Origin of the sequence: Saccharopolyspora griseoalba (assembly GCF_042665275.1) — a bacterium.
In the GTDB taxonomy this organism is placed as follows: domain Bacteria; phylum Actinomycetota; class Actinomycetes; order Mycobacteriales; family Pseudonocardiaceae; genus Saccharopolyspora; species Saccharopolyspora griseoalba.
Genome location: NZ_JBHTCJ010000002.1, coordinates 416,533 through 436,450 on the forward strand (window position 1 = coordinate 416,533; position 19,918 = coordinate 436,450).

Annotated in this window: 17 protein-coding genes and 1 tRNA gene; 5 read left to right on the forward strand and 13 right to left on the reverse strand. The window is 69.4% G+C overall.

Annotated elements, in window-relative coordinates:
• Positions 1-6: 6 nt before the first annotated feature.
• On the forward strand, positions 7-891 hold the full coding sequence (locus ACFQRI_RS06100) for an alpha/beta fold hydrolase (RefSeq protein WP_380665337.1): 885 nt from the start codon (positions 7-9) through the stop codon (positions 889-891).
• 116 nt (positions 892-1,007) lie between these two features.
• Here ACFQRI_RS06100 and prmC read toward each other — a convergent pair whose 3' ends face one another.
• The 3 genes from prmC to rpmE all read right to left on the reverse strand — a co-directional run bounded on the left by prmC (position 1,008) and on the right by rpmE (position 3,340).
• The gene (gene prmC, locus ACFQRI_RS06105; RefSeq protein WP_380665339.1) at positions 1,008-1,892 is read right to left on the reverse strand and encodes a peptide chain release factor N(5)-glutamine methyltransferase; all 885 of its coding nucleotides are present in this window, start codon (positions 1,890-1,892) and stop codon (positions 1,008-1,010) included.
• 9 nt (positions 1,893-1,901) lie between these two features.
• Positions 1,902-2,972, reverse strand: coding sequence for a peptide chain release factor 1 (prfA, locus tag ACFQRI_RS06110; protein ID WP_380665341.1), 1,071 nt, complete (start codon positions 2,970-2,972; stop codon positions 1,902-1,904).
• Positions 2,973-3,127: 155 nt separating this feature from the next.
• Positions 3,128-3,340, reverse strand: coding sequence for a 50S ribosomal protein L31 (rpmE, locus tag ACFQRI_RS06115; RefSeq protein WP_324265809.1), 213 nt, complete (start codon positions 3,338-3,340; stop codon positions 3,128-3,130).
• A 231-nt stretch (positions 3,341-3,571) separates the two neighbouring features.
• Between rpmE and ACFQRI_RS06120 the strand changes: the two genes are divergently transcribed.
• Positions 3,572-3,991, forward strand: coding sequence for a hypothetical protein (locus tag ACFQRI_RS06120; protein WP_380665344.1), 420 nt, complete (start codon positions 3,572-3,574; stop codon positions 3,989-3,991).
• Between the two features lie 137 nt (positions 3,992-4,128).
• Here ACFQRI_RS06120 and rho read toward each other — a convergent pair whose 3' ends face one another.
• The 6 genes from rho to argS all read right to left on the reverse strand — a co-directional run bounded on the left by rho (position 4,129) and on the right by argS (position 13,380).
• Positions 4,129-6,006: a transcription termination factor Rho gene (rho, locus tag ACFQRI_RS06125; RefSeq protein WP_380665346.1), complete on the reverse strand. Its 1,878-nt coding sequence runs from the start codon at positions 6,004-6,006 to the stop codon at positions 4,129-4,131.
• Positions 6,007-6,892: 886 nt separating this feature from the next.
• Positions 6,893-7,810: a homoserine kinase gene (gene thrB / locus ACFQRI_RS06130; protein WP_380665350.1), complete on the reverse strand. Its 918-nt coding sequence runs from the start codon at positions 7,808-7,810 to the stop codon at positions 6,893-6,895.
• Positions 7,807-8,895, reverse strand: coding sequence for a threonine synthase (gene thrC / locus ACFQRI_RS06135; RefSeq protein WP_380665352.1), 1,089 nt, complete (start codon positions 8,893-8,895; stop codon positions 7,807-7,809). The genes thrB and thrC overlap by 4 nt, the downstream gene beginning before the upstream one ends.
• Entirely contained in the window at positions 8,892-10,196 is a 1,305-nt protein-coding gene (locus ACFQRI_RS06140; protein ID WP_380665354.1) for a homoserine dehydrogenase, read from the reverse strand. The genes thrC and ACFQRI_RS06140 overlap by 4 nt, the downstream gene beginning before the upstream one ends.
• Positions 10,197-11,615, reverse strand: a complete 1,419-nt coding sequence (gene lysA / locus ACFQRI_RS06145; RefSeq protein WP_380665356.1) for a diaminopimelate decarboxylase — start codon at positions 11,613-11,615, stop codon at positions 10,197-10,199.
• A 103-nt stretch (positions 11,616-11,718) separates the two neighbouring features.
• Positions 11,719-13,380, reverse strand: a complete 1,662-nt coding sequence (gene argS, locus ACFQRI_RS06150; protein ID WP_380665358.1) for an arginine--tRNA ligase — start codon at positions 13,378-13,380, stop codon at positions 11,719-11,721.
• 309 nt (positions 13,381-13,689) lie between these two features.
• On the opposite strand from argS, the gene ACFQRI_RS06155 reads away from it, so the two are divergent.
• Together ACFQRI_RS06155 and ACFQRI_RS06160 are read left to right on the forward strand one after the other, a co-directional pair.
• Positions 13,690-14,475: a DUF3105 domain-containing protein gene (locus ACFQRI_RS06155; protein ID WP_380665360.1), complete on the forward strand. Its 786-nt coding sequence runs from the start codon at positions 13,690-13,692 to the stop codon at positions 14,473-14,475.
• A gap of 5 nt (positions 14,476-14,480) precedes the next feature.
• Positions 14,481-15,155, forward strand: a complete 675-nt coding sequence (locus tag ACFQRI_RS06160; RefSeq protein ID WP_380665362.1) for a DUF305 domain-containing protein — start codon at positions 14,481-14,483, stop codon at positions 15,153-15,155.
• Between the two features lie 112 nt (positions 15,156-15,267).
• On the opposite strand, the gene ACFQRI_RS06165 is transcribed toward ACFQRI_RS06160, so the two are convergent.
• Complete coding sequence (locus ACFQRI_RS06165) at positions 15,268-16,185, reverse strand: cation diffusion facilitator family transporter (RefSeq protein ID WP_380665364.1); 918 nt, start codon at positions 16,183-16,185, stop codon at positions 15,268-15,270.
• 199 nt (positions 16,186-16,384) lie between these two features.
• On the opposite strand from ACFQRI_RS06165, the gene ACFQRI_RS06170 reads away from it, so the two are divergent.
• A tRNA-Arg gene (locus ACFQRI_RS06170) sits at positions 16,385-16,457 on the forward strand.
• A 182-nt stretch (positions 16,458-16,639) separates the two neighbouring features.
• On the opposite strand, the gene ACFQRI_RS06175 is transcribed toward ACFQRI_RS06170, so the two are convergent.
• From ACFQRI_RS06175 to ACFQRI_RS06185, 3 genes are all read right to left on the reverse strand, one after another.
• On the reverse strand, positions 16,640-17,155 hold the full coding sequence (locus ACFQRI_RS06175; RefSeq protein WP_380665366.1) for a GNAT family N-acetyltransferase: 516 nt from the start codon (positions 17,153-17,155) through the stop codon (positions 16,640-16,642).
• 121 nt (positions 17,156-17,276) lie between these two features.
• Complete coding sequence (locus ACFQRI_RS06180; protein ID WP_380665368.1) at positions 17,277-18,851, reverse strand: solute symporter family protein; 1,575 nt, start codon at positions 18,849-18,851, stop codon at positions 17,277-17,279.
• Positions 18,848-19,249 (reverse strand): DUF485 domain-containing protein, encoded by a 402-nt coding sequence (locus ACFQRI_RS06185; protein ID WP_380665370.1) that lies wholly within the window; start codon positions 19,247-19,249, stop codon positions 18,848-18,850. Before ACFQRI_RS06185 ends, ACFQRI_RS06180 begins: the two co-directional genes overlap by 4 nt.
• Positions 19,250-19,918: the final 669 nt, after the last annotated feature.

Here is a 19,918-nt window from a genome sequence, read left to right on the forward strand (position 1 = left end):
CCAGCGATGACCGCCCCACCCGAGGGTGTCGAGGTCGATCAGATCGAATTCCCCGCAGGCACGGTCCGGTACTACCGCGCCGGAACCTCCGGCACACCGGTGGTGCTGCTGCACGGTGGCGGCCCCGACAACGCGCTGCTGAGCTGGCGCAAGACCATCGGGGTGCTGGCCGCCGACCACCAGGTGTTCGCCCCCGACCTGCCAGGTCAGGGCGGCAGCGTCGCGTGGCGCGGTCGGGCCAACCAGCGCACCTTCGAGGAGGTGCTGCGCTGGCTGCTCGATGCATGGCAGGTCCCGCAGGCGATCCTGATCGGCCTGTCCATGGGCGGCAGCATCGCCAGCGGCTTCACCCTGCGCCACCCGCAGCGCGTCCGCGCGCTCGCGCTCGTCGACAGCACCGGCATGCAGCACCGCATGCCCCGGCACCTGCTCACCTACCTGCTGATGCACACCGACCTCAGCGGCAAGCTCGCGGCGAACCTGCTGCGCCGCAACCGCGGCCTGGCACGCTCGGTGCTCGGGCGCGTCTTCTTCGCCGACACCACCAACGTCGCGGACCTGGAGTCCATCGTCGACGAGGTCGTCGCCGAAGCCGGCGTCCGCCGCTCGGTGTTCGCCGACTGGCACACCGACGCGATCGGCCGCCGCGCGATGAACATCAACCACCTCCCGCAGCTCGGCCGGATCAACTGCCCGACGACGGTCATCCACGGCGAGCAGGACGCGCTGGTCCCGGTCTCCGCCGCCCACGACGTCGCGGGCGCGATCCCCGGGTCGACGCTGCGGGTGATGCCGCAGACCGGACACTGGCCCAACCGCGAACGGCCCGCGGAGTTCAACGCCCTGCTCCGGGAGTTCGTCAACGCCCTCGGCCAGACCCCGGCGAAGTGAGCACGGGAACCAACCTGTCACTTCCGCACCGCAGCTGAGCGCAGAAAGGCGGCCTTCGCCCACCGGGCCGGTGCGCGGCCACCCGGTGGGTCATAGTGCGGAAGGGAACCGACCTGTCAGTCGCCCGGCTCGTCCGGCCAGGTGCGGCGCGCAGTCGCGAACCGGGGCCTGCCGACCAGGTCCGGGTGCTCCTGGACATCGGTGAGCACCCGGCGGGCGCGCAGCAGGGCCGGCACCGAGCCGCCGTGGGTGTCGTCGTGCTCGATGGCCACGCCGCCGCCGGGGCGCAGCAGGCGCGCCGCGGCGGCCACCACGTGGCGCACGACGTCGAGGCCGTCGCGACCGCCGAAGACCGCCTCGTAGGGATCGTGGTTCCGCACCTCGGGCGGCACCGGGGTGCCGTCCGGCACGTAGGGCGGGTTGCACAGGACCAGGTCGACCACGCCGTCGAGATCCATGAAGACGGTCGGGTCGGTGACATCACCCGAGTAGAGGCTGATCGGCGTGTCCCCGACCTGCGTGCGCCTCTCGGCGTTGCGCCGCGCCCACGACAGCGCCGTGGGGTCCTTCTCCACGGCGTGCACCGCGGCGTCCGGTCGCGCGTGCGCGACCGCCAGCGCGAGCGCGCCCGATCCGGTGCACAGGTCCACCACGGTCGGCTGCTCGACGCCCTCGATGGCCTGCAGGCCCCATTCGAGCAGCAGTTCGGTTTCCGGTCGCGGGACGAACACGCCCGGCCCCACGCCCAACTCCACCTCGGCGAGGTTCGCGGTGCCGGTGAGGTGCTGCAGCGGTACGCGCGCGGCTCGGCGGCGCACCAGGTCGTGGAGCGCCTGCACCTGTGGCGGGTCCACCAGGGGCACCATCATCAGCTTGTTGCGCTCGACGCCGAGCAGGTGCGCGGCGAGCAGCTCGGCGTCGGTGCGGGGACTGGCCACGCCGGCCGCGGCCAAGCTGCGCTCGGCTTCGAGGATGGCAAGCCGCAGGGGCTGTCGGGTCACGTCGCCAGCTTAGGACGCGAGGCGTTCCGCGCGGTCGGCCGCGAGCAGCGCGTCGAGCACCGCTTGCAGATCGCCGTCGAGAACCTGGTCGAGGTTGTAGGCCTTGAAGTTGACCCGGTGATCGGAGATGCGGTTCTCCGGGAAGTTGTAGGTGCGGACCCGCTCGGAGCGGTCGACCGTGCGCACCTGGCTGCGCCGGGTCTCGGTGGCCTCGCGCTCGGCCTCCTCCTCGGCCATGGCCTGCAGCCTGGCCTTGAGGACCTGCATGGCGCGCAGCTTGTTCTGCAGCTGCGACTTCTCGTTCTGGCAGGACACCACGATGCCGGTGGGCAGGTGCGTGATGCGCACCGCCGAATCGGTGGTGTTGACGCTCTGACCGCCGGGCCCCGACGAGCGGTAGACGTCGATGCGCAGGTCCTTCTCCTCGACCTCGACCTCGTCGACCTCTTCGGGCTCGGGGTAGACCAGAACACCGGCCGCCGAGGTGTGCACCCGGCCCTGCGACTCGGTGACCGGCACGCGCTGCACGCGGTGCACTCCGCCCTCGAACTTCATCAGCGACCACACGCCGTCGGGGCCGTGGTCCCCCGCCTTCGCCTTCAGGGCCACCGTCACGTCCTTGTAGCCCCCCAGCTCGGACTCGGTGGCGTCGAGGACGTCGGCCTTCCAGCCCTGCCGCTCGGCGAAGCGCAGGTACATGCGCAGCAAGTCCCCCGCGAACAGCGCGGACTCCTCGCCGCCCTCGCCGGACTTGACCTCCAGCACCACGTCGGAGCCGTCGTGCGGGTCGCGCGGTAGCAGCAGTTCGGTGAGCCGGGCCTCCATGCCGGGGATCTCCTCGGCCAGGCGTTCGGCCTCCTCGGCGAACCCGGGATCCTCCGCAGCGAGTTCGCGAGCCGTCTCCAGGTCGGATCGTGCCTGGTCGAGCTCGCGCGCGGTGCGCACGACGGGAGTCAGCTCGGCGTAGCGGCGGCCCAGTTTGCGGGCGTTGGCCTGATCGGCGTGCACGCTGGGGTCGGCCAGGCGCTGCTCCAGCTCCTCGTACTCGGCGAGCAGACCTTCGAGCTTCGATGTCTCCACTTGGCGACCCTCTTCATCAGCTGCGGATGTCGGACTTCGCGAACCCGTCCCCGGCACCGCCGCGCAGCCGGTTCAGCTCGTCGAAGACGGTTCGCGAACGCAGTAACGGCGCCCGCCCCCGCGCAACGCGCGGAGAGCGGGCGCCGTTAGCGCAGCTACTTCTTCCGCTTGCCGTAGCGGGCCTCGAAGCGGGCCACGCGACCACCGGTGTCCAGGATCTTCTGCTTGCCCGTGTAGAACGGGTGGCAGTTCGAGCAGACCTCGACGGTGATCTGACCGCTCTGGCGGGTGCTGTGGGTGGTGAAGCTGTTGCCACAACCGCAGTTGACCTGCGTCACCACGTACTCGGGGTGGATACCACTCTTCACGGCTTTTCCTCTCTACCTTGGCCGCCGGGTCCACGTGCCATTCGCGACGTGGTGAACCGGAGCCGGAACAGCCTTCGATTGTGCCAGACGTGGGCACGCGACCTGCAACGCAGGTGCGCACGTCGCTATTCCAGGCGCCGCTCGTCGTGCCTCCGCAACCGCCCGCCGCAACGAGACGACCGTCCGGCGAAGCGGCGCCTCGCGAGGATGCTTCCCGACCGCGGACCGTCCATGCTTCTTGCCGTGTTGCTGTGCGCGTTCCTGGGCAGGCTCACGATTCGCTCGTGGATGTTGCTGCCCCTGCTGTTCCTCGGCAGCGCCAGCGGGGTCGCTGCGCTGCTGGACCACGCGCTCCGCCAACCCGACCTCGACGGCTACCTGACCTTGTCGACTCCGCTGCTGTTCGGCTTCGCGGCCGGGTTGACGATCGTCAGCGCCGGCAACGTGCGGTGGGGCCAGCGCTGGCAGCGGATCGGGCTGCGATTCGGCTACCCGGTGCTCATGATCGCCTGCGCGATCGGCCTCAACGGCCTGGTGCTCCCGCGTGCGGTCGCCCTGGCGATCGGCCCGCTCGCGGTGCTGCTGCTGGCGACCCTGCTGGTCCGGACCCACCGCAACCGCGACGAGGTGGAGTGCCTGCACACCTCCTGAGCGAGCAGGGGAGCCTTCCTGTCACCGCCCGATGCGAGCCGAGGAAGGGAACCTCCCTGCCACCGCCGCACCCGCGCACGCGAGAGGGGCCCGCACCGATCTCGGTGCGGGCCCCTCTCGTCCGGTCGGGTCGAGGATCAGTCCTCTTCCTTGCCCGGGGTGGTCTTGGCGACCTGCATCAGGAACTCGATGTTGGTCTTCGACTTGCGCAGCCGATCCTGCAGGAGTTCCAGCGCCTGCTGGGCGTCGAGCGCGGCGAGCACCCGGCGCAGCTTGTGGGTGACGGCCAACTCGTCGGGCGAGAGCAGGATCTCGTCCTTCCGAGTGCTGGAGGAATCCACGTCGACCGCGGGGAACAGCCGCTTGTCGGCGAGCTTGCGGTCCAGCTTGAGCTCCGCGTTACCGGTGCCCTTGAACTCCTCGAAGATGACCGTGTCCATCGTCGAACCGGTCTCCACCAGCGCGGTGGCGAAGATGGTCAGCGAGCCGCCGTTCTCGATGTTGCGGGCCGCGCCCAGGAACCGCTTCGGCGGGTAGAGGGCGGTGGAGTCCACGCCACCGGACAGGATGCGCCCGGACGCCGGCGCGGCCAGGTTGTAGGCCCGCCCCAGCCGGGTGATCGAGTCCAGCAGGACGACCACGTCGTGGCCCATCTCGACGAGGCGCTTGGCGCGCTCGATGGACAGCTCGGCGACCGTGGTGTGGTCCGACGGCGGGCGGTCGAAGGTCGAGGCGATGACCTCGCCCTTGACCGAGCGCTGCATGTCGGTGACCTCTTCCGGCCGCTCGTCGGCGAGGACGACCATCAGGTGGCACTCGGGGTTGTTCGTGGTGATCGCGTTCGCGATCGCCTGCAGCACCATCGTCTTGCCCGCCTTCGGCGGCGAGACGATCAGCGCGCGCTGCCCCTTGCCCACGGGCATCACCAGGTCGATGATCCGGCCGGTGAGGTGCTGCGGCTCGGTCTCCAGGCGCAGTCGCTCGTTCGGGTACAGCGGCGTCAGCTTGTGGAACTCGTTCCGGCCCTTGGCCGCGTCGGGCTCCAGGCCGTTGATCGAGTCGACCCGCACCAGCGGGTTGAACTTCTGCCGCTGCTGCTCGCCCTCGCGCGGCTGGCGGATGACGCCCTTGATCGCGTCGCCGCGGCGCAGACCGTACTTGCGGACCAGCGACAGGGACACGTAGACGTCGTTCGGGCCCGCCAGGTAGCCGGAGGTGCGCACGAAGGCGTAGTTCTCCAGCACGTCCAGGATGCCGGCGACCGGCAGCAGCACGTCGTCCTCGCGGACCTCCGGCTCGCCGCCCTCACCGCGGCCGCGGTTGCGGCGGCGGTCGCGGAACCGACGGCCGCGACCGCGACGGCCGCCCTCGTCGTCATCGTCCTGACGGTTGTCCCGGTTGTCCCGGTTGTCCTGGCGATTGCTGTCCCGGTTGCCGTCGGCCTTGCGCTCGTTGCCCCCGCCGCGCTGCTCGTCGCCACCGCCGGACTCGCCGCCTGCGTTGTTGCGGCCCGACGAACGCCGACGGCGGTTGTTGCTGCCCCCGCGGCGGCTGTCGTCGTCGCCTTCGCCGGAACGGCGAGGGCGGTTGCGAGTCGGCGCGGACGAGCCGTTGTTGCCGTTCGACTCGGACGCGTTGTCCCGCGAGGTCTTCTCGGCCTTCTCGGGCTTCTCCGTCTTCCCCGCCTTCTCGCCGCTCTCGGTCTCGTCGAGGGCGGGCTGCTGGGCCTTGGAAGAAGAGGTGCTCTCCCCGGTGCTCCCCGCGGCCTTCTTGGTGGAACGGGCGCGCGGCGCCGTGGCGCCACCCTGCTTTTCCTTGATGGCGGCGATCAGATCGCCCTTGCGCAGGCCGCCGGTCTCGATCCCCAGTTCCCCCGCGAGTTGGCGCAGCTCGGCGAGAACCATGCCGGAAAGCCCGCCGCGTCGCCGCGGAGTGCCGTTGGCCTCGGCGTCCTGCTGGCCAGCAGATGAGGAGCCGTTGGCCGCCTCGCTGCTCAACAGTTCGGTGTTGCTCACGAATGTCCTTCCTGACCGGACCGCGCCTCCTACGCGATCCAGCGGATTGCCCGCCCGCTCATCTGAGTGCGGGCGGCCGGTGTGTGCTACCAGCCCTTGCGCCGGTCGGATTCGCCCCGCTCGCGCAGCATTACCGACGACGGCGTTGGCTCGGGGAACCAGCAGCACCGGGCAGACGGAGGCACCCGGCTCGCGTGGTCCATGTGCGACGCATCCACTCCGATCCACACGTGCCGATGCACGTACTGCTGCCTCATTCCAGGAATCCCCGACTCTTGCTATGACCCCGTAGACCGGGAAGCTTCGGGAACCGGGCCGGCGTCATGATCACCTTGAGGGCCACACCGTGGAACTTAAGGCCCAAACCCCGACATCGGCAACGGATCGGCACCGAATGGCCCCGAAGCGAACTCGCATTGAGTTGACAACTCCTGCCTCGGCCACCGCGACCGCCGAACCCGCCAAGTTGATCTTCACCCGTGTCGGGCAAAGTCCAATTCACAGCGGGAGAGTGCGTACCGGAAAACGATGTTCCGGCCACGGCACCGGCCCTAGGCGCGGTGACTGATTGACCTTGAGGGTAGACGCCCCGTAGTCCCGGTGCAACAACCCCCTGAGCGCGTGGCGCCCGTTCAGATCAAGCCGTCGACTTTCCGCCAGCGAAAGCCCTGGGAGCGAGCGCGGCCGTTGCGGGCCGGGTTCGCGACGACCCCGAGCGACTCAACGCGGTCGGGCTGTCGGCGACACTTCCTTTCTACCACTTCGCGCCGGGCTGCGTCGCCGCGGGGGCGGTGAACAGGGAAGACAACTGGGCACGGAACCGGCGCCGGGGCGGGTGCGAGGGAACCTTCCGGTCACCACCGCACCCGCCCACCGACGAGGAGGATCAGCCCTCGACGTGCAGCTGCACGCCTCGCGTGTCCACCGGGAGCCGCAGCACCTGGAACCCGCCCGTCTCGACGCCGCCGAGGTCCTCGCGGCCGACGGGCAGCGCGAGCACCGTCGGCCCCGCACCGGACACGGCGGCGGCGATACCGGCGGCCCGCAGCTTGCGCATCAGCGCCACCGTCTCCGGCCAGGCCGGCTCGCGGTAGTCCTGGTGCAGCCGGTCCTCGGTGGCCTCCAGCAGCAGGTCCGGCCTGCGGGTGATCGCCTCCACGGTCAGCGCGGCACGACCCGCGGCGAACGCGGCATCGGCGTGCGGGACGTTGTCCGGCAGCAGTCCGCGGGTGGTCCGCGTCGACGACTCCACCTGCGGCACCAGCGCGACCGGCGCTATGTCGGCGTGCGGTCGCAGGCTCACCGCGCGGAAGGACTCGGGCTCGCGCCAGGCGAGCACGAAGCCGCCGTGCAGGCTGGCGGCCACGTTGTCGGCGTGCCCCTCGCGCAACGCGGCCAGGTGCAGCGCGCGTTGCGCGTTCACCGGATCGCGCGGGTCGAGCCCGGCCAGCCCGTGCGCGATGGCGATGCCTGCGATGATGGCCGCCGCCGAGGAACCGAGACCGCGCGAGTGCGGAATGTTGTTCTCGCAGTGCAGTTCGAGCGCCGGCGGGGATGAAAAGCCCAGCTCGGCAAGGGTGTCGTGCACCACTCGCACCACGAGGTGCCGTTCGTCGCCGGGCAGCGCACCCGCACCCTGCCCGCGCACGGACACCGTCGCGGTGCCCGGCGCGCCGTCGACGACGCGGGCGGAGACCGCGTCGTGCAACGACAGCGCCATGCCCAGAGCGTCGAACCCCGAGCCCAGGTTGGCGGTCGAACCCGGCACCACCACCCGCACGGCGGTCACCGGCAGCGCGCTCACCGCAGCTCCAGGGCGCTGGCCACGGCACCGGGATCGACGGGCAGCGGCTCGACCTCGACCATGCCGGCCAGCGCCGTGTCCGGGTCCTTGAGGCCGTTGCCGGTCACCGTGCAGACCACGGTCGATCCGGTGGGCAGCCTGCCGTCGGCCGCGGTGGCCAGCAGGCCCGCGACGCTGGAAGCCGAGGCCGGTTCGACGAACACGCCCTCCCGGCTGGCCAGGGTCCGGTAGGCGCTCAGGATCTCCTCGTCGGTCACCGCCGAGAACAGGCCGCCCGAGGCGTCCTTGGCCTTGACCGCGTTCTCCCAGGATGCGGGGCTGCCGACGCGGATCGCGGTGGCGACGGTCTCCGGCTCGGCGACCGGGTGGCCGTGCACCAGCGGCGCGGCACCGGCGGCTTGGAAGCCGAACATGCGCGGCAGCTGCTCGACGAGGCCGTCACCGTGGTATTCGGTGTAGCCCTTCCAGTACGCGGTGATGTTGCCCGCGTTGCCGACCGGCAGGCAGTGCACGTCGGGCGCCCTGCCCAGCACGTCGCAGATCTCGAACGAGGCGGTCTTCTGCCCCTCCAGGCGCACCGGGTTGACCGAGTTGACCAGGGTCACCGGGTGCTCGGCGGCGGTCTTGCGGGCGAGCTCGAGGCAGTCGTCGAAGTTGCCCTGAACCTGAAGGATCTTCGCGCCGTGCACGACGGCCTGGGCGAGCTTGCCCAGCGCGATCTTGCCCTGCGGAACCAGCACCGCCGAGGTCAGCCCGGCGCGCGCGGCGTACGCGGCCGCCGAGGCGGAGGTGTTGCCCGTGGAGGCGCAGATGACGGCCTTGCTGCCCTCGGCGAGCGAGTGCGTGATGGCCACCGTCATGCCGCGGTCCTTGAACGAACCGGTGGGGTTCGCGCCCTCCACCTTGAGGTAGACGGTGCAGCCGGTGAGCTCCGAGAGGTGCGGCGCGGCGACCAGCGGGGTGTTGCCCTCCTGAAGGGTCACGACCCGCGCCCCGTCGGGGATGTCGACCCGGTCCCGGTAGGCCTCGATCAGACCCGGCCACCCGGCACCGGAGACCGCCGGCGCACCCTGGATGTTCGTCACGTCGCTTCACCTTCCACGCGCATCACGCTGACCACCTCGCGCACGATCGAAAGCTGCGCGATCTTGTCCACTGTGGACGAAAGTGCTGCGTCCGGGGCGGTGTGGGTGACCACCACGAGGCTCGCCTCCTCGCCACGCCCCTGCTGACGCACCACCGAAATGCTCACATCGTGCTCGTTGAACGTGGCCGCGACCTGCGAGAGCACGCCCGGCTTGTCCGCCACGTCGAGGCTGATGTGGTAGCGGGTCGGGGTCTTGCCCATCGGCTGCACCGGCAACTGCGCGTGCGCCGACTCGCGAGGTCCCTTGCCCGCCACGACCTTGTTGCGAGCAACTGCGACGAGGTCTCCCAGCACCGCGCTGGCGGTCGGCGACCCACCAGCGCCCTGGCCGTAGAACATCAGCTGCCCGGCCGCCTCGGCCTCCACGAACACCGCGTTGAACGCGTCGCCGACGCCGGCCAGCGGATGGCTGCGCGGGATCATCGCCGGGTGCACCCGGGCCGACACCGACTCGTTGCCCTCGGCGTCGACCACCCGCTCGCAGATCGCCAGCAGCTTGACCGTGCGATCGAGGGCCTTCGCGGCTGCGATGTCGCCCGGAGTGACCGCGGAGATCCCCTCCCGATGCACGTCGTTGGCCGTCACGCGGGTGTGGAAGGCCAGCGATGCGAGGATGGCGGCCTTCGCCGCGGCGTCGAAGCCGTCCACGTCAGCGGTCGGGTCCGCCTCGGCGTACCCCAGGCGCCCGGCCTCGTCGAGGGTCTCCGAGTAGCCGGCTCCGGTGGAGTCCATCGCCGAGAGGATGTAGTTCGTCGTGCCGTTGACGATGCCCATGACCCGGTCGATCCGGTCACCCGCCAACGACTCGCGCAGCGGACGCAGCAGCGGGATGGCCCCGGCGACCGCGGCCTCGAAGTAGATGTCCGCACCGGACTCGTCGGCCGCCGCGTACAGCTCCGAGCCGTGCTCGGCCAGCAGCGCCTTGTTCGCCGTCACCACCGACTTGCCGGAGCGCAGCGCGGTCAGCAGCAGCGACCGGGCGGGCTCGATGCCCCCGATGAGCTCGACCACCACGTCCACGTCGCCCTCGACCAGGGCGTGGGCGTCGGTGGTGATGAGGTTCTCGGGAACCTCGGGATGCTTGTGCGGACGTCGCACAGCCACCCCGGTGACGAGCATCGGCGCACCCGTGCGCGCCGCGAATTCCTCCGGTTGATCCCGCAGCAGCCGCAGCACCTCGGTACCGACGGTGCCGCACCCCAACAGCGCGACCCTGATCGGTTCACGGTCCCGGATCACTCACACCTCCAGCCGAAGCAGGTCGTCCTCGGTCTCCCTGCGCAGCAGCAACCGAGCCTGACCTGCTCGAACCGCCACGACGGGCGGCTTCGGCAGGCGGTTGTAGTTGCTGGCCATCACGTAGCAGTAGGCGCCGGTGGCGGCCACTGCGAGCAGGTCTCCCGGAGCAATGTCCTCTGGAAGCCAGCAGTCGCGCACCACTACGTCACCGGATTCACAGTGCTTGCCCACGATGCGGGACAGCGCGGCGGGTGCTTCGGCGGCGCGCGACACGAGTCGGCTGTCGTAGACCGCGTCGTAGAGCGAGGTGCGGATGTTGTCGCTCATCCCCCCGTCGACGCTGACGTAGCGCCGCTGCACCTCCGCGCCCAGCGCGACGTCCTTGGTGGTGCCGACCTCGTAAACGGTCATCATCCCGGGCCCGACGATGGCGCGGCCCGGTTCCACGGCGATGCTGGGCATCGGCAGCCCGGCGTTGTCGGCCTCCTTGCCGACGATCTCGCGCAGCCGCCCGGCCAGCTGATCCGGGGGCAGCGGGTCGTCGTCGGAGGTGTAGGCGATGCCCAGGCCGCCGCCGAGATCGACGGTGGTGGCGGAGGCCAGGGCCTCGGCCCCGTGCTCCTCGCGCAGGTCGGCCAGCAGCCGCACCACTCGGTGCGCGGCCAGCTCGAAGCCGTCGACGTCGAAGATCTGCGAGCCGATGTGGCTGTGCAGGCCGGCCAGCACCAGCGAGTCCGCCTTGAGCACCCGGCGCACCGCCTCCGCGGCCTGCCCGGAGGCCAGCGAGAAGCCGAACTTCTGGTCCTCGTGCGCGGTGGCGATGAACTCGTGGGTGTGGGCCTCCACGCCCACGGTCACCCGCACCAGCACGCGCTGCGCGACACCGCGCTCCGCTGCGATGTGCTCCAGCCGGGCGATCTCGTGGAAGGAGTCCAGCACCACCGAACCGACCCCGGCCTCCACCGCGGCGGTCAGCTCGGCGACCGACTTGTTGTTGCCGTGGAAGGTGATCCGCTCGGCGGGGAACCCGGCGCGCAACGCCACGGCGAGCTCGCCGCCGCTGCACACGTCCAGGCTCAGGCCCTCCTGGGCCACCCAGCGGGCCAGCTCGGTGCACAGGAACGCCTTGGAGGCGTAGTGCACGGCCGCCGGGTCGCCGAAGGCCTCGGCGTACTCGCGGCAGCGCGAGCGGAAGTCGTCCTCGTCGAGCACGAACAGCGGCGTGCCGTACTGCTCGGCCAGCTCGCGGACGTCGATGCCCGCGACGCGCACCACGCCGTCCTCGCCGCGCTCGGCGTTGCGCGGCCACACGTGCGGGTGCAGGTGGTCGATGTCGTCGGTACTGACCGGAGTCGGTCCCGCGGTGTTCCCGGGCGGCACGACGTCGGCGTGCCGTGGCCCGGCGGGATGGGCGCGCATCGTGAAACGCTCCTTCGCAACCTGCAGGTGGGCAGGATGGTGAGTGTGCGGGCAGGGTGAGCTCCCCGAGCAGCGCTGCTCAGGGTGTCGCGCACACCTGCGATTACATCTGCTCCGGGGCGCTGACGCCGAGCAGGCCGAGACCGTTGGCCAGCACCTGGCGGGTGGCCTCGCACAGCTGCAGCCGCGCGACGGTCAGCGGGGTGGCCTGGTCATCACCGGGCTGCAGCACGCGGCACGCGTCGTAGAACTTGTGGTACGCGCTGGCCACGTCCTCCAGGTAGCGGGCCACCCGATGCGGTTCGCGCAGCTGGGCGGCCGAGCGCACCACCCGGGGGAACTCCCCGAGGGTGCGGATGAGGTCGCCCTCACGTTCGTGGGTGAGCAGCGACAGGTCGGCATTCTGCACGTCGCCGCGCTCGATGCCCAGCGAGGCCGCGTTGCGCTGCAACGACGACAGCCGGGCGTGCGCGTACTGCACGTAGAACACCGGGTTCTCGTTGGTGCGCTTGCTGATCAGGTCGAGGTCGATGTCGACCGCGGAGTCCACCGACGAGCGGATCAGCGAGTACCGCGCCGCGTCCACGCCGACCGCCTCGACCAGGTCCTCGAGGGTGACCACGGTGCCCGCGCGCTTGCTCATCCGCACCGGTTTGCCCTCGCGCACCAGGTTCACCATCTGCCCGATGAGCACCTCGACCACCGCCGGGTCGTCGCCCAGCGCCGCGGCGGCGGCCTTCAGGCGAGCGATGTAGCCGTGGTGGTCGGCGCCCAGCATGTAGATGCACAGGTCGAAGTCGCGGGAGCGCTTGTCGCGCAGGTAGGCGATGTCGCCGGCGATGTAGGCGGGATCGCCGTCGCTCTTGATGACCACCCGGTCCTTGTCGTCGCCGAACTCGGTGGAGCGCAGCCACCAGGCGTTCTCGTCGAAGTACAGGTGCCCGGAGGACTTCAGCGACTCCACGCACTCGGCGACCTGGCCGGACAGGTGCAGCGAGTTCTCGTGGAAGTAGACGTCGAAGTCGGTGCCGAACTCGTGCAGGCTCTGCTTGATCTCCTCGAACATCAGGCCCACGCCGACGCGCCGGAAGGTCTCGTGCCGCTGCTCCTCGGGCTGATCCAGCACGCCCGGTTCTGCCTCGGTGACCTTCGTGGCGATCTCGACGATGTAGTCGCCGCCGTAGCCGTCCTCGGGGGCCGGCTCGCCCTTGGCGGCGGCGATCAACGAGCGCACGAAGCGGTCGATCTGCGCTCCGGCGTCGTTGAAGTAGTACTCGCGGGTGACCTCGGCGCCCTGCGCGGAGAGCACCCGGCCCAGCGCGTCGCCGACGGCGGCCCAGCGGGTGCCCCCGAGGTGGATCGGACCGGTCGGGTTCGCCGAGACGAACTCGAGGTTGACCTTGAGCTTGCCGTAGAGGTCCCCGCGACCGTAGTCGGCGGCGTTGACCAGCACCTCGCGCACGATCTGGCCCTGCGCGTCGGCGGCCAGCCGCAGGTTCAGGAACCCGGGTCCGGCCACGTCGACGGAGTCGATGCCGTCCTGATCGGCCAGCGCCTCGGCCAGCCAGGTCGCCAGGTCGCGCGGCACCACACCGGCCTTCTTGGCGACCTGCATCGCCAGGTTGGTCGCGTAATCGCCGTGCTCCGGGTTGCGGGGTCGCTCAACGGTGACGACCTCGGGCAGCACGGACGTGTCCAGCCCACGGGCGGAGAGCACGTCGACGGCGGTGTTGCGGACCAGTTCTGCGAGCGCGGCGGGAGTCACCCTGAGCAGTTTAGGGATGCGTCCGCGCTGCTCAGCCAACGGGTAGCCCGTCGTGACCCGGCCTACCGACCAGGCGGGATCGCGATGGCAGGAAGGTTCCCCTGCTCCACCGGCCTGCCGCACCACCACGCGCTGATCACATCGGGCAGGATGTGCCCGCACAGCATCGAATCGAGCCGGGTCACCTCGGATGTCGTGACGCGAACGTGCGATGGCGAGCACTCGCCTAGCACCCCACCGCGAACTCGGCAATCCCTACACTGGCGGGCGCTGGTCCCCGGTTCTGGCGAGACGAGGTTTGCGAGCAGGATGTCGAGCAAGAAGAACAAAGCGGTAAGCAGTGCCGCCGTGGTCAACCAACGGTCCGTGCCGTGGCTGCCGATCATCTTGGTGACCGTGGTGGCCGTGTTCGCGGCCGCGATCTTCGGGTTTGTCTACAACAAGCATTCGGACAAGGCCGAGGCCAACGCGGCGCAGACCGCACGTGAGCAGGCTGCGGCGGAGTTCAAGCCATCCCCGCAGAACCCGGACCCCTCCAAGAACATCCCGGGCGTCAAGACCGCCGAGTACGCGGGCCAGAAGCACGTGCAGCCCAACCAGCGGGTGGCCTACGACAAGAACCCGCCGTTCGGCGGCCCGCACGACGGCGTCTGGGCCGACTGCACCGGTGTCGTCTACCCGCAGGCCGTGCGCAGCGAAAACATGGTGCACTCGCTCGAGCACGGCGCGGTGTGGATCGCCTACAACCCCGACAAGGTCGACCAGGCCGGGATCGACAAGCTCAAGCAGCGCGTCGACGGCAAGCCCTACACGATGATGTCGCCCTACCCGGGCCTCGACAAGCCGATCTCGCTGCAGTCGTGGGGCCACCAGCTCAAGGTCGACAACGCCGACGACCCGCGCATCGACCAGTTCATCACCGCGCTGCGCCAGAACAACAACGGCGTCTACCCGGAGATCGGCGGCTCGTGCCAGGCGTACCCGGGCGCGTTCGACACGAACAACCCGCCCGAGTTCAACTCCACCCCTCCGGGGCCGGACGCGATCCCGATGAGCGGTGAGGGCGCCAACGCCGGCTCCCCGATGGGTCAGTGATCCCGGTGCCACAGAACCGCCGCGTTCCGCAGATCATCATCGGCGTGATCGGAGCCGTCGCCCTGCTGCTGTTCGGCGCCGCTGGCGGCATGCTGCTCGGGGATGCGTCGTCCGACGAGTCCCAGCAGCAGGCTCAGCAACCGACAGCGGTCGACGTCGGGTTCGCCCAGGACATGTCCCTGCACCACCAGCAAGCGGTCACGATGGCCACGCTCGCGCGCGAGCGCGCCACGACCGTGGAGGTGCGCCAGCTGGCGTTCGACATCGAGACCAACCAGCGCAACCAGATCGGTCGCATGCAGGGTTGGCTGAGCCTGTGGGACCGCCCCGGGCACCCCGACGGCCCGCTGATGCAGTGGATGAAGTCCGGGCACGACCACGGCGAGCACGCGACCACGCCGATGGCCACTGGTGGCGCGCTGATGCCCGGCATGGCCACCAGCGAGGAGATGTCTCGACTGCAGGCCACCAGCGGCCCGGAGTTCGACGTCTACTTCCTGCAGCTGATGCTCCGGCACCACCGGGGCGGGGCTCCCATGGCCAAGTCCGGTGCAGCCCACGCAGGAGTGCCGGCCGTTCGCGCCCTCGCCGACAACATGCTCGGGTCGCAGGGCAGCGAGATGAAGCTGATGACGACCATGCTCGAGCAGCGCGGCGCGAAGCCGCTGCCGATGAGCTGAGCAGGGGAACCTTCCAGTAGCAGAACGGCCGCCTCCTTCCGGGGGCGGCCGTTCTGGTTCGGCGGCGTTCAGGTCCGCAGAAGGGAACCTTCCTGCCTGCTGCCCGCCGCTACTACCAGGTCAGTTGCTGGCAGCGCTTGGCGCACTCGGCCGGTTCGACCTGCAGAGTCGCGTGCTCGATGTGATAGCGCTCGGACAGCAGCCGCTGCGCGGCCACGAGCACGCCTCCGTTGTCCGCGCCCGGCTTGATGGTCAGGTGGGCCGAGGCCACCTCCATGCCTGAGGTCAGCGTCCACACGTGCAGGTCGTGCACCTCGGTGACCGAGGGGAGCGCAGCCAGCTCGTCGCTGAGAGCGCTGACGTCGACGCCCTCGGGTGCCTGTTGCACGAGGATGCGAAGCGCCTGGCGGGCCAGTTTGAACGTCCGCGGCAGCACGAACAGCCCGACCGCCACAGCGATGATCGGGTCTGCGAGGTACCAGCCGAAGGCCCAGGTCACGAAACCGCCAGCCAGAACGCCGACGGAGCCGATCGTGTCGGCCAGGACCTCCAGGTAGGCGCCCCGGACGTTGAGGCTCTCGTTCGCCCCCTCGCGCAACATCAGGAACACGACGACGTTGGCCACCAGGCCTGCGGCGGCGGTGAGCATCATCGGCACGCCAGCGACCTCGTGAGGGCGCATGAACCTGCCGATCGACTCGTAGAGGATGTAGCCGGCGACGCCGAACAGGAGCACGGCGTTGGCCAGCGCGGCCAGCACCTCGATCCGGTAGAGGCCGAAGGTGCTCTTGTTGGTGGCGGGTCGTCGGGCTGCGGTGATCGCGGCCAGTGCCATGCCCACGCCCAGCACGTCGGTGAACATGTGCCCGGCATCGGACAGCAGGGCGAGCGATGAGGTCAGCAAACCGACGCTGGCCTCGAGGACGAAGAACGCCAACAGGATCCCGAAGGCGACTGACAGCCTGGTCACGTACCGCCCGGACGCGCTACCGGCGTCAGCGGCCGAACCGTGTCCGTGCCCGTGCCCCATCTGTCAGCTCTCCTCGTGCTCGCATTCAATACATAGCAAAGTATGCATGATTCCGGACGATGCTGAACAGTGTGGCGCACCGCACCGGCCACGGGTCCCGCGGCTCACAGCAGCCACGAACGGCCCGGCACGGCGCGGGGGACCCCCACCGATGAGCACATCACCGATGCGATAAGCTATCGATCGTCCGCAGCGACGGGCCCTCGTAGCTCAGTGGATAGAGCACTGCCCTCCGGAGGCAGGTGTCGCAGGTTCGAATCCTGCCGAGGGCGCACAGCGAGGCCAGTCAGATCCGCCCCTGAACAGGCACGAAGCCGTCAGGGGCGGATCTTTTGGTTGGCCAGGCCCCGCCGTGATCCACGTGCAGTTCACGTCAACGGACTCGGTTCACAAAAACCCGCCCCTGATCAAGCACCGCGCCAGCGGAGGCGGACTTCAACCGCCGCACCACCGGTCAGATGTCCCTGCGCATGCACGCCCGCGGCCACCGGTCGAGCCCGCGCGCGATCTCGTCCGCGCGGATCCTCCTCAACCCCGGCGTCTCCTCCTCGGCGGTGAGGAACCGGAACCCACAGCGCTCGTAGTACGGGCCGTTCCACGGCACCTCGACATAGGTGGTCAGGGTGATCGCCGGCAGTTCGCGCTCACGCGACCAAGCGATCAAGCGTTCCAGCAGCGCGCGGCCGATTCCGCGACGCATGTGCTCGGGCCGCACCGAGACCTGCTCCAGATGCGCGTTGCCGTCGACGACTCCGGCGAGCAAATAGCCCACGCTACGGTTCTCGCCATCGACGCCGACCCACGCGCGCCCGCACTCGACGAACTCGCGCAACTCCTCAACCGTCGGCGGCTCGTCCTCGGCGACGAAATCCATGCCCGCCTCGGCGAAGAGGTAACCGGCCGAGCGTTCGACGTCCCGAAGGACGACGAGATCGCTCTCCCAGGCCGCACGTATCCGCCATGCCCCCATCAGTGGCCACCCCCAGCTCTATCGGCCACAAGGATGCCGTCTCGAACAGGTGCACGCACGCACCGAGTGGAGCACGGGAACCTTCCTGCCGCCGCAATGACAGGAAGGTTCCCCAGCTCGTTCACCGCCGGCCGGAGGCGCCGATGCCGGTGAGCGAGCGGACCTCCATCTCGGCTGCGCGCTCCGGATCGTCGCGTTCCCCCAGCAAGGTGCCCACGTAGCCGCACAGGAACGACACCGGGATAGACACCAGGCCGGGGTTGTGCAGCGGGAACCAGGCGAAGTCCACGCCCGGGAAGATCGAGTCCGATGCGCCCGACACCACCGGGGAGAACACCACCAACAACAGGCACGTGCTCAACCCGCCGTAGATCCCCCACAGCGTTCCCCGGGTGTTGAACCGCCGCCAGTACAGCGAGTACAGCAGCGTGGACAGGTTCGCCGAGGCGGCGAAGGCGAACGCCAAGGACACCAGGAACGCCAAGTTCTGCCCGTTGACGAGGATGCCGCCGATGATCGAGGTAGCGCCGACGACCAGCGCCGTCGTTCGCGCGACCCGGACCTCCGAGTCGGGTTCGGCCCTGCCCCGCTTGAACACGTTGGCGTAGACGTCGTGCGCGAACGAAGCCGAGGCGGTCAGGGTCAGCCCGGCCACGACCGCGAGGATCGTGGCGAAGGCGACCGCTGCGACCACGCCGAGCAGCACGGTGCCACCGATCCGGTATGCCAGCAGCGGCGCTGCGGAGTTCTCCCCGCCCGGGGCAGCCAGGATCGCGTCGGTCCCGCTGACCGCGGCAGCGCCGAATCCGATGATCAAGGTGCACAGGTAGAAGACGGCCATCACGCAAGTCGCCCACACCACCGACTTCCGCGCCTGAATCGCGTTGGGCACGGTGTAGAACCGCATCAGCACGTGCGGCAGGCCCGCGACGCCCAGGACCAGCGCCAACGACAGCGACACGAAGTCGAGCCGGGTCATGGCGTCCTTCCCGTACTGGGCGCCGGGCGAGAAGATCTGCTCGCCGAGCGGATTGCGCTCGGCGGCGTGCTGCATCAGCGAGGTCATGCTGTAGCCGAACTTGCCGAGCAGGAAGAGGGTGATCATGGCGACGCAGAGCATCAGCGCGACGGCCTTGATGATCTGCACCCAAGTAGTTCCCTTCATGCCGCCGACGAGCACGTAGAAGATCATCAGCGCCCCGACGCCAGCGATCACCAAAGCTTGACCGCCGGCGCTGTGCACGTTGAGCAGCAGCGCCACCAGACTTCCCGCTCCTGCGATCTGCGCGATCATGTAGATGAACGAGATCATCAAGGTCGAGACCGCTGCGGCCGCGCGCACCGGACGCTGCTGCATCCGGTAGCTGAGCACGTCGCCCATGGTGAACCGCCCCGTGTTGCGAAGGAGCTCGGCGATCAGGAGCAGGTTCACCAGCCAGCCGACGAGAAAGCCGATCGAGTAGAGGAACCCGTCGTAGCCGTGCACGGCGATGGCGCCTGCGATGCCCAGGAACGAGGCGGCTGAGAGGAAGTCGCCCGACAGCGCCACTCCGTTCTGCGCACCGGTGAACCCGGATCCCGCGGCGAAGTAATCGGTGGTCGTGCCCGCGCTGCTGACGCGGTACACGATGAAGAGCGTCACCAGCACGAACACCGCGAAGATGCTGATGTTGAGCACCGGATTGGCGTTGATCATCGCGGCTCCTCCCCCGTGGCACCGACGTAGAGGTCGCGCACTCGCGGGTCGATCTCGCGCTGCGCGTAGCGCAGGTACCAGGCCGTGATCAGCAGCGTGCTGGCGAACTGGCCGAGCCCCATGAGCAAGCCGATGTTGATCGCGCCGAAGACGCGGGTGCCCATGAAGTCAGGGAAGTACGCGGCGAGCACGACGTAGCAGAGGTACCAGGCGATGAAGGCGAGGCTCATGGGGAAGGTGAAGCGGCGCACCGCACCGCGCAGCTCGCCGAACTCGGAGGTCTGAACGATCTGCTGGAAGTTCGGGGCCGGCCGGGTCATGTCGGCGCGCCACGCGGACTTGTCGATCTGTCCGAACGTCGCGTCGTCCTGAGGCGGGGGTTGGGTGGCGTTGCGCATGCGTCCTTCCAAGCGGTCATACAGCTGTACCGGCGCCATATCCGCCGATACCGGAAATCCCCCGACGTTGCGAACAACCGAATCCGGCACACGATCGTCCTTGATCAGGCGATTCGGGTGTTCCGCGACCGCAAGCCTCGCGATGCCAACCAGACGGGCAGTTTAGTCATCGAACTCCGAAAGCTGGACCGGCGCAGCGACACACCACACCTATTGATGAATCTTCCGATCACGTTTCGCATTCACAAGCGCGCAGTAGGCCCGATTGAGCGAGCCCATCAGAGGGCCGCGGCACTTTCACCTTCACCGCGCCGGTGGCCGATCTCCCCAGCTCACCACGCCAGGAGCAGCACGACGGCCCTGGTCATCAAGGGAACCTTCCACGCAGCACCGACCGAATTCGCCCCAGCTCGCACGCGTCTCCCTATCGAGGGACTAAAGCTGCGAGCGAGCCGCGAAGAACGAACACGATCAGTGTCCAAATCGCGCCCTGCCAGGGCAGTTCCAGCGCAAGATGATCTTTAGCGCGACAAAATCCCTGGTCATCCCGGCAACTGCGAGATCGTTGATCTTCCAATCCTGTCGGGTAGTGTTCTGCACGCCGTCGACCGGCGCAAACACGATTCGATGCCGCCGCGATCCCCCCGACATCGCAGGCCGTCGAACGAC

Bases quoted from the DNA above. Each gene is read 5' to 3' on its own strand.
- ACFQRI_RS06155 (WP_380665360.1), top strand. From the start codon at position 13,690: ATGTCGAGCAAGAAGAACAAAGCGGTAAGCAGTGCCGCCGTGGTCAAC.
- ACFQRI_RS06165 (WP_380665364.1), bottom strand. From the start codon at position 16,185: ATGGGGCACGGGCACGGACACGGTTCGGCCGCTGACGCCGGTAGCGCG.
- lysA (WP_380665356.1), bottom strand. From the start codon at position 11,615: ATGCGCGCCCATCCCGCCGGGCCACGGCACGCCGACGTCGTGCCGCCC.
- ACFQRI_RS06175 (WP_380665366.1), bottom strand. From the start codon at position 17,155: ATGGGGGCATGGCGGATACGTGCGGCCTGGGAGAGCGATCTCGTCGTC.
- ACFQRI_RS06185 (WP_380665370.1), bottom strand. From the start codon at position 19,249: ATGCGCAACGCCACCCAACCCCCGCCTCAGGACGACGCGACGTTCGGA.
- ACFQRI_RS06120 (WP_380665344.1), top strand. From the start codon at position 3,572: ATGCTTCTTGCCGTGTTGCTGTGCGCGTTCCTGGGCAGGCTCACGATT.
- ACFQRI_RS06180 (WP_380665368.1), bottom strand. From the start codon at position 18,851: ATGATCAACGCCAATCCGGTGCTCAACATCAGCATCTTCGCGGTGTTC.
- ACFQRI_RS06100 (WP_380665337.1), top strand. From the start codon at position 7: ATGACCGCCCCACCCGAGGGTGTCGAGGTCGATCAGATCGAATTCCCC.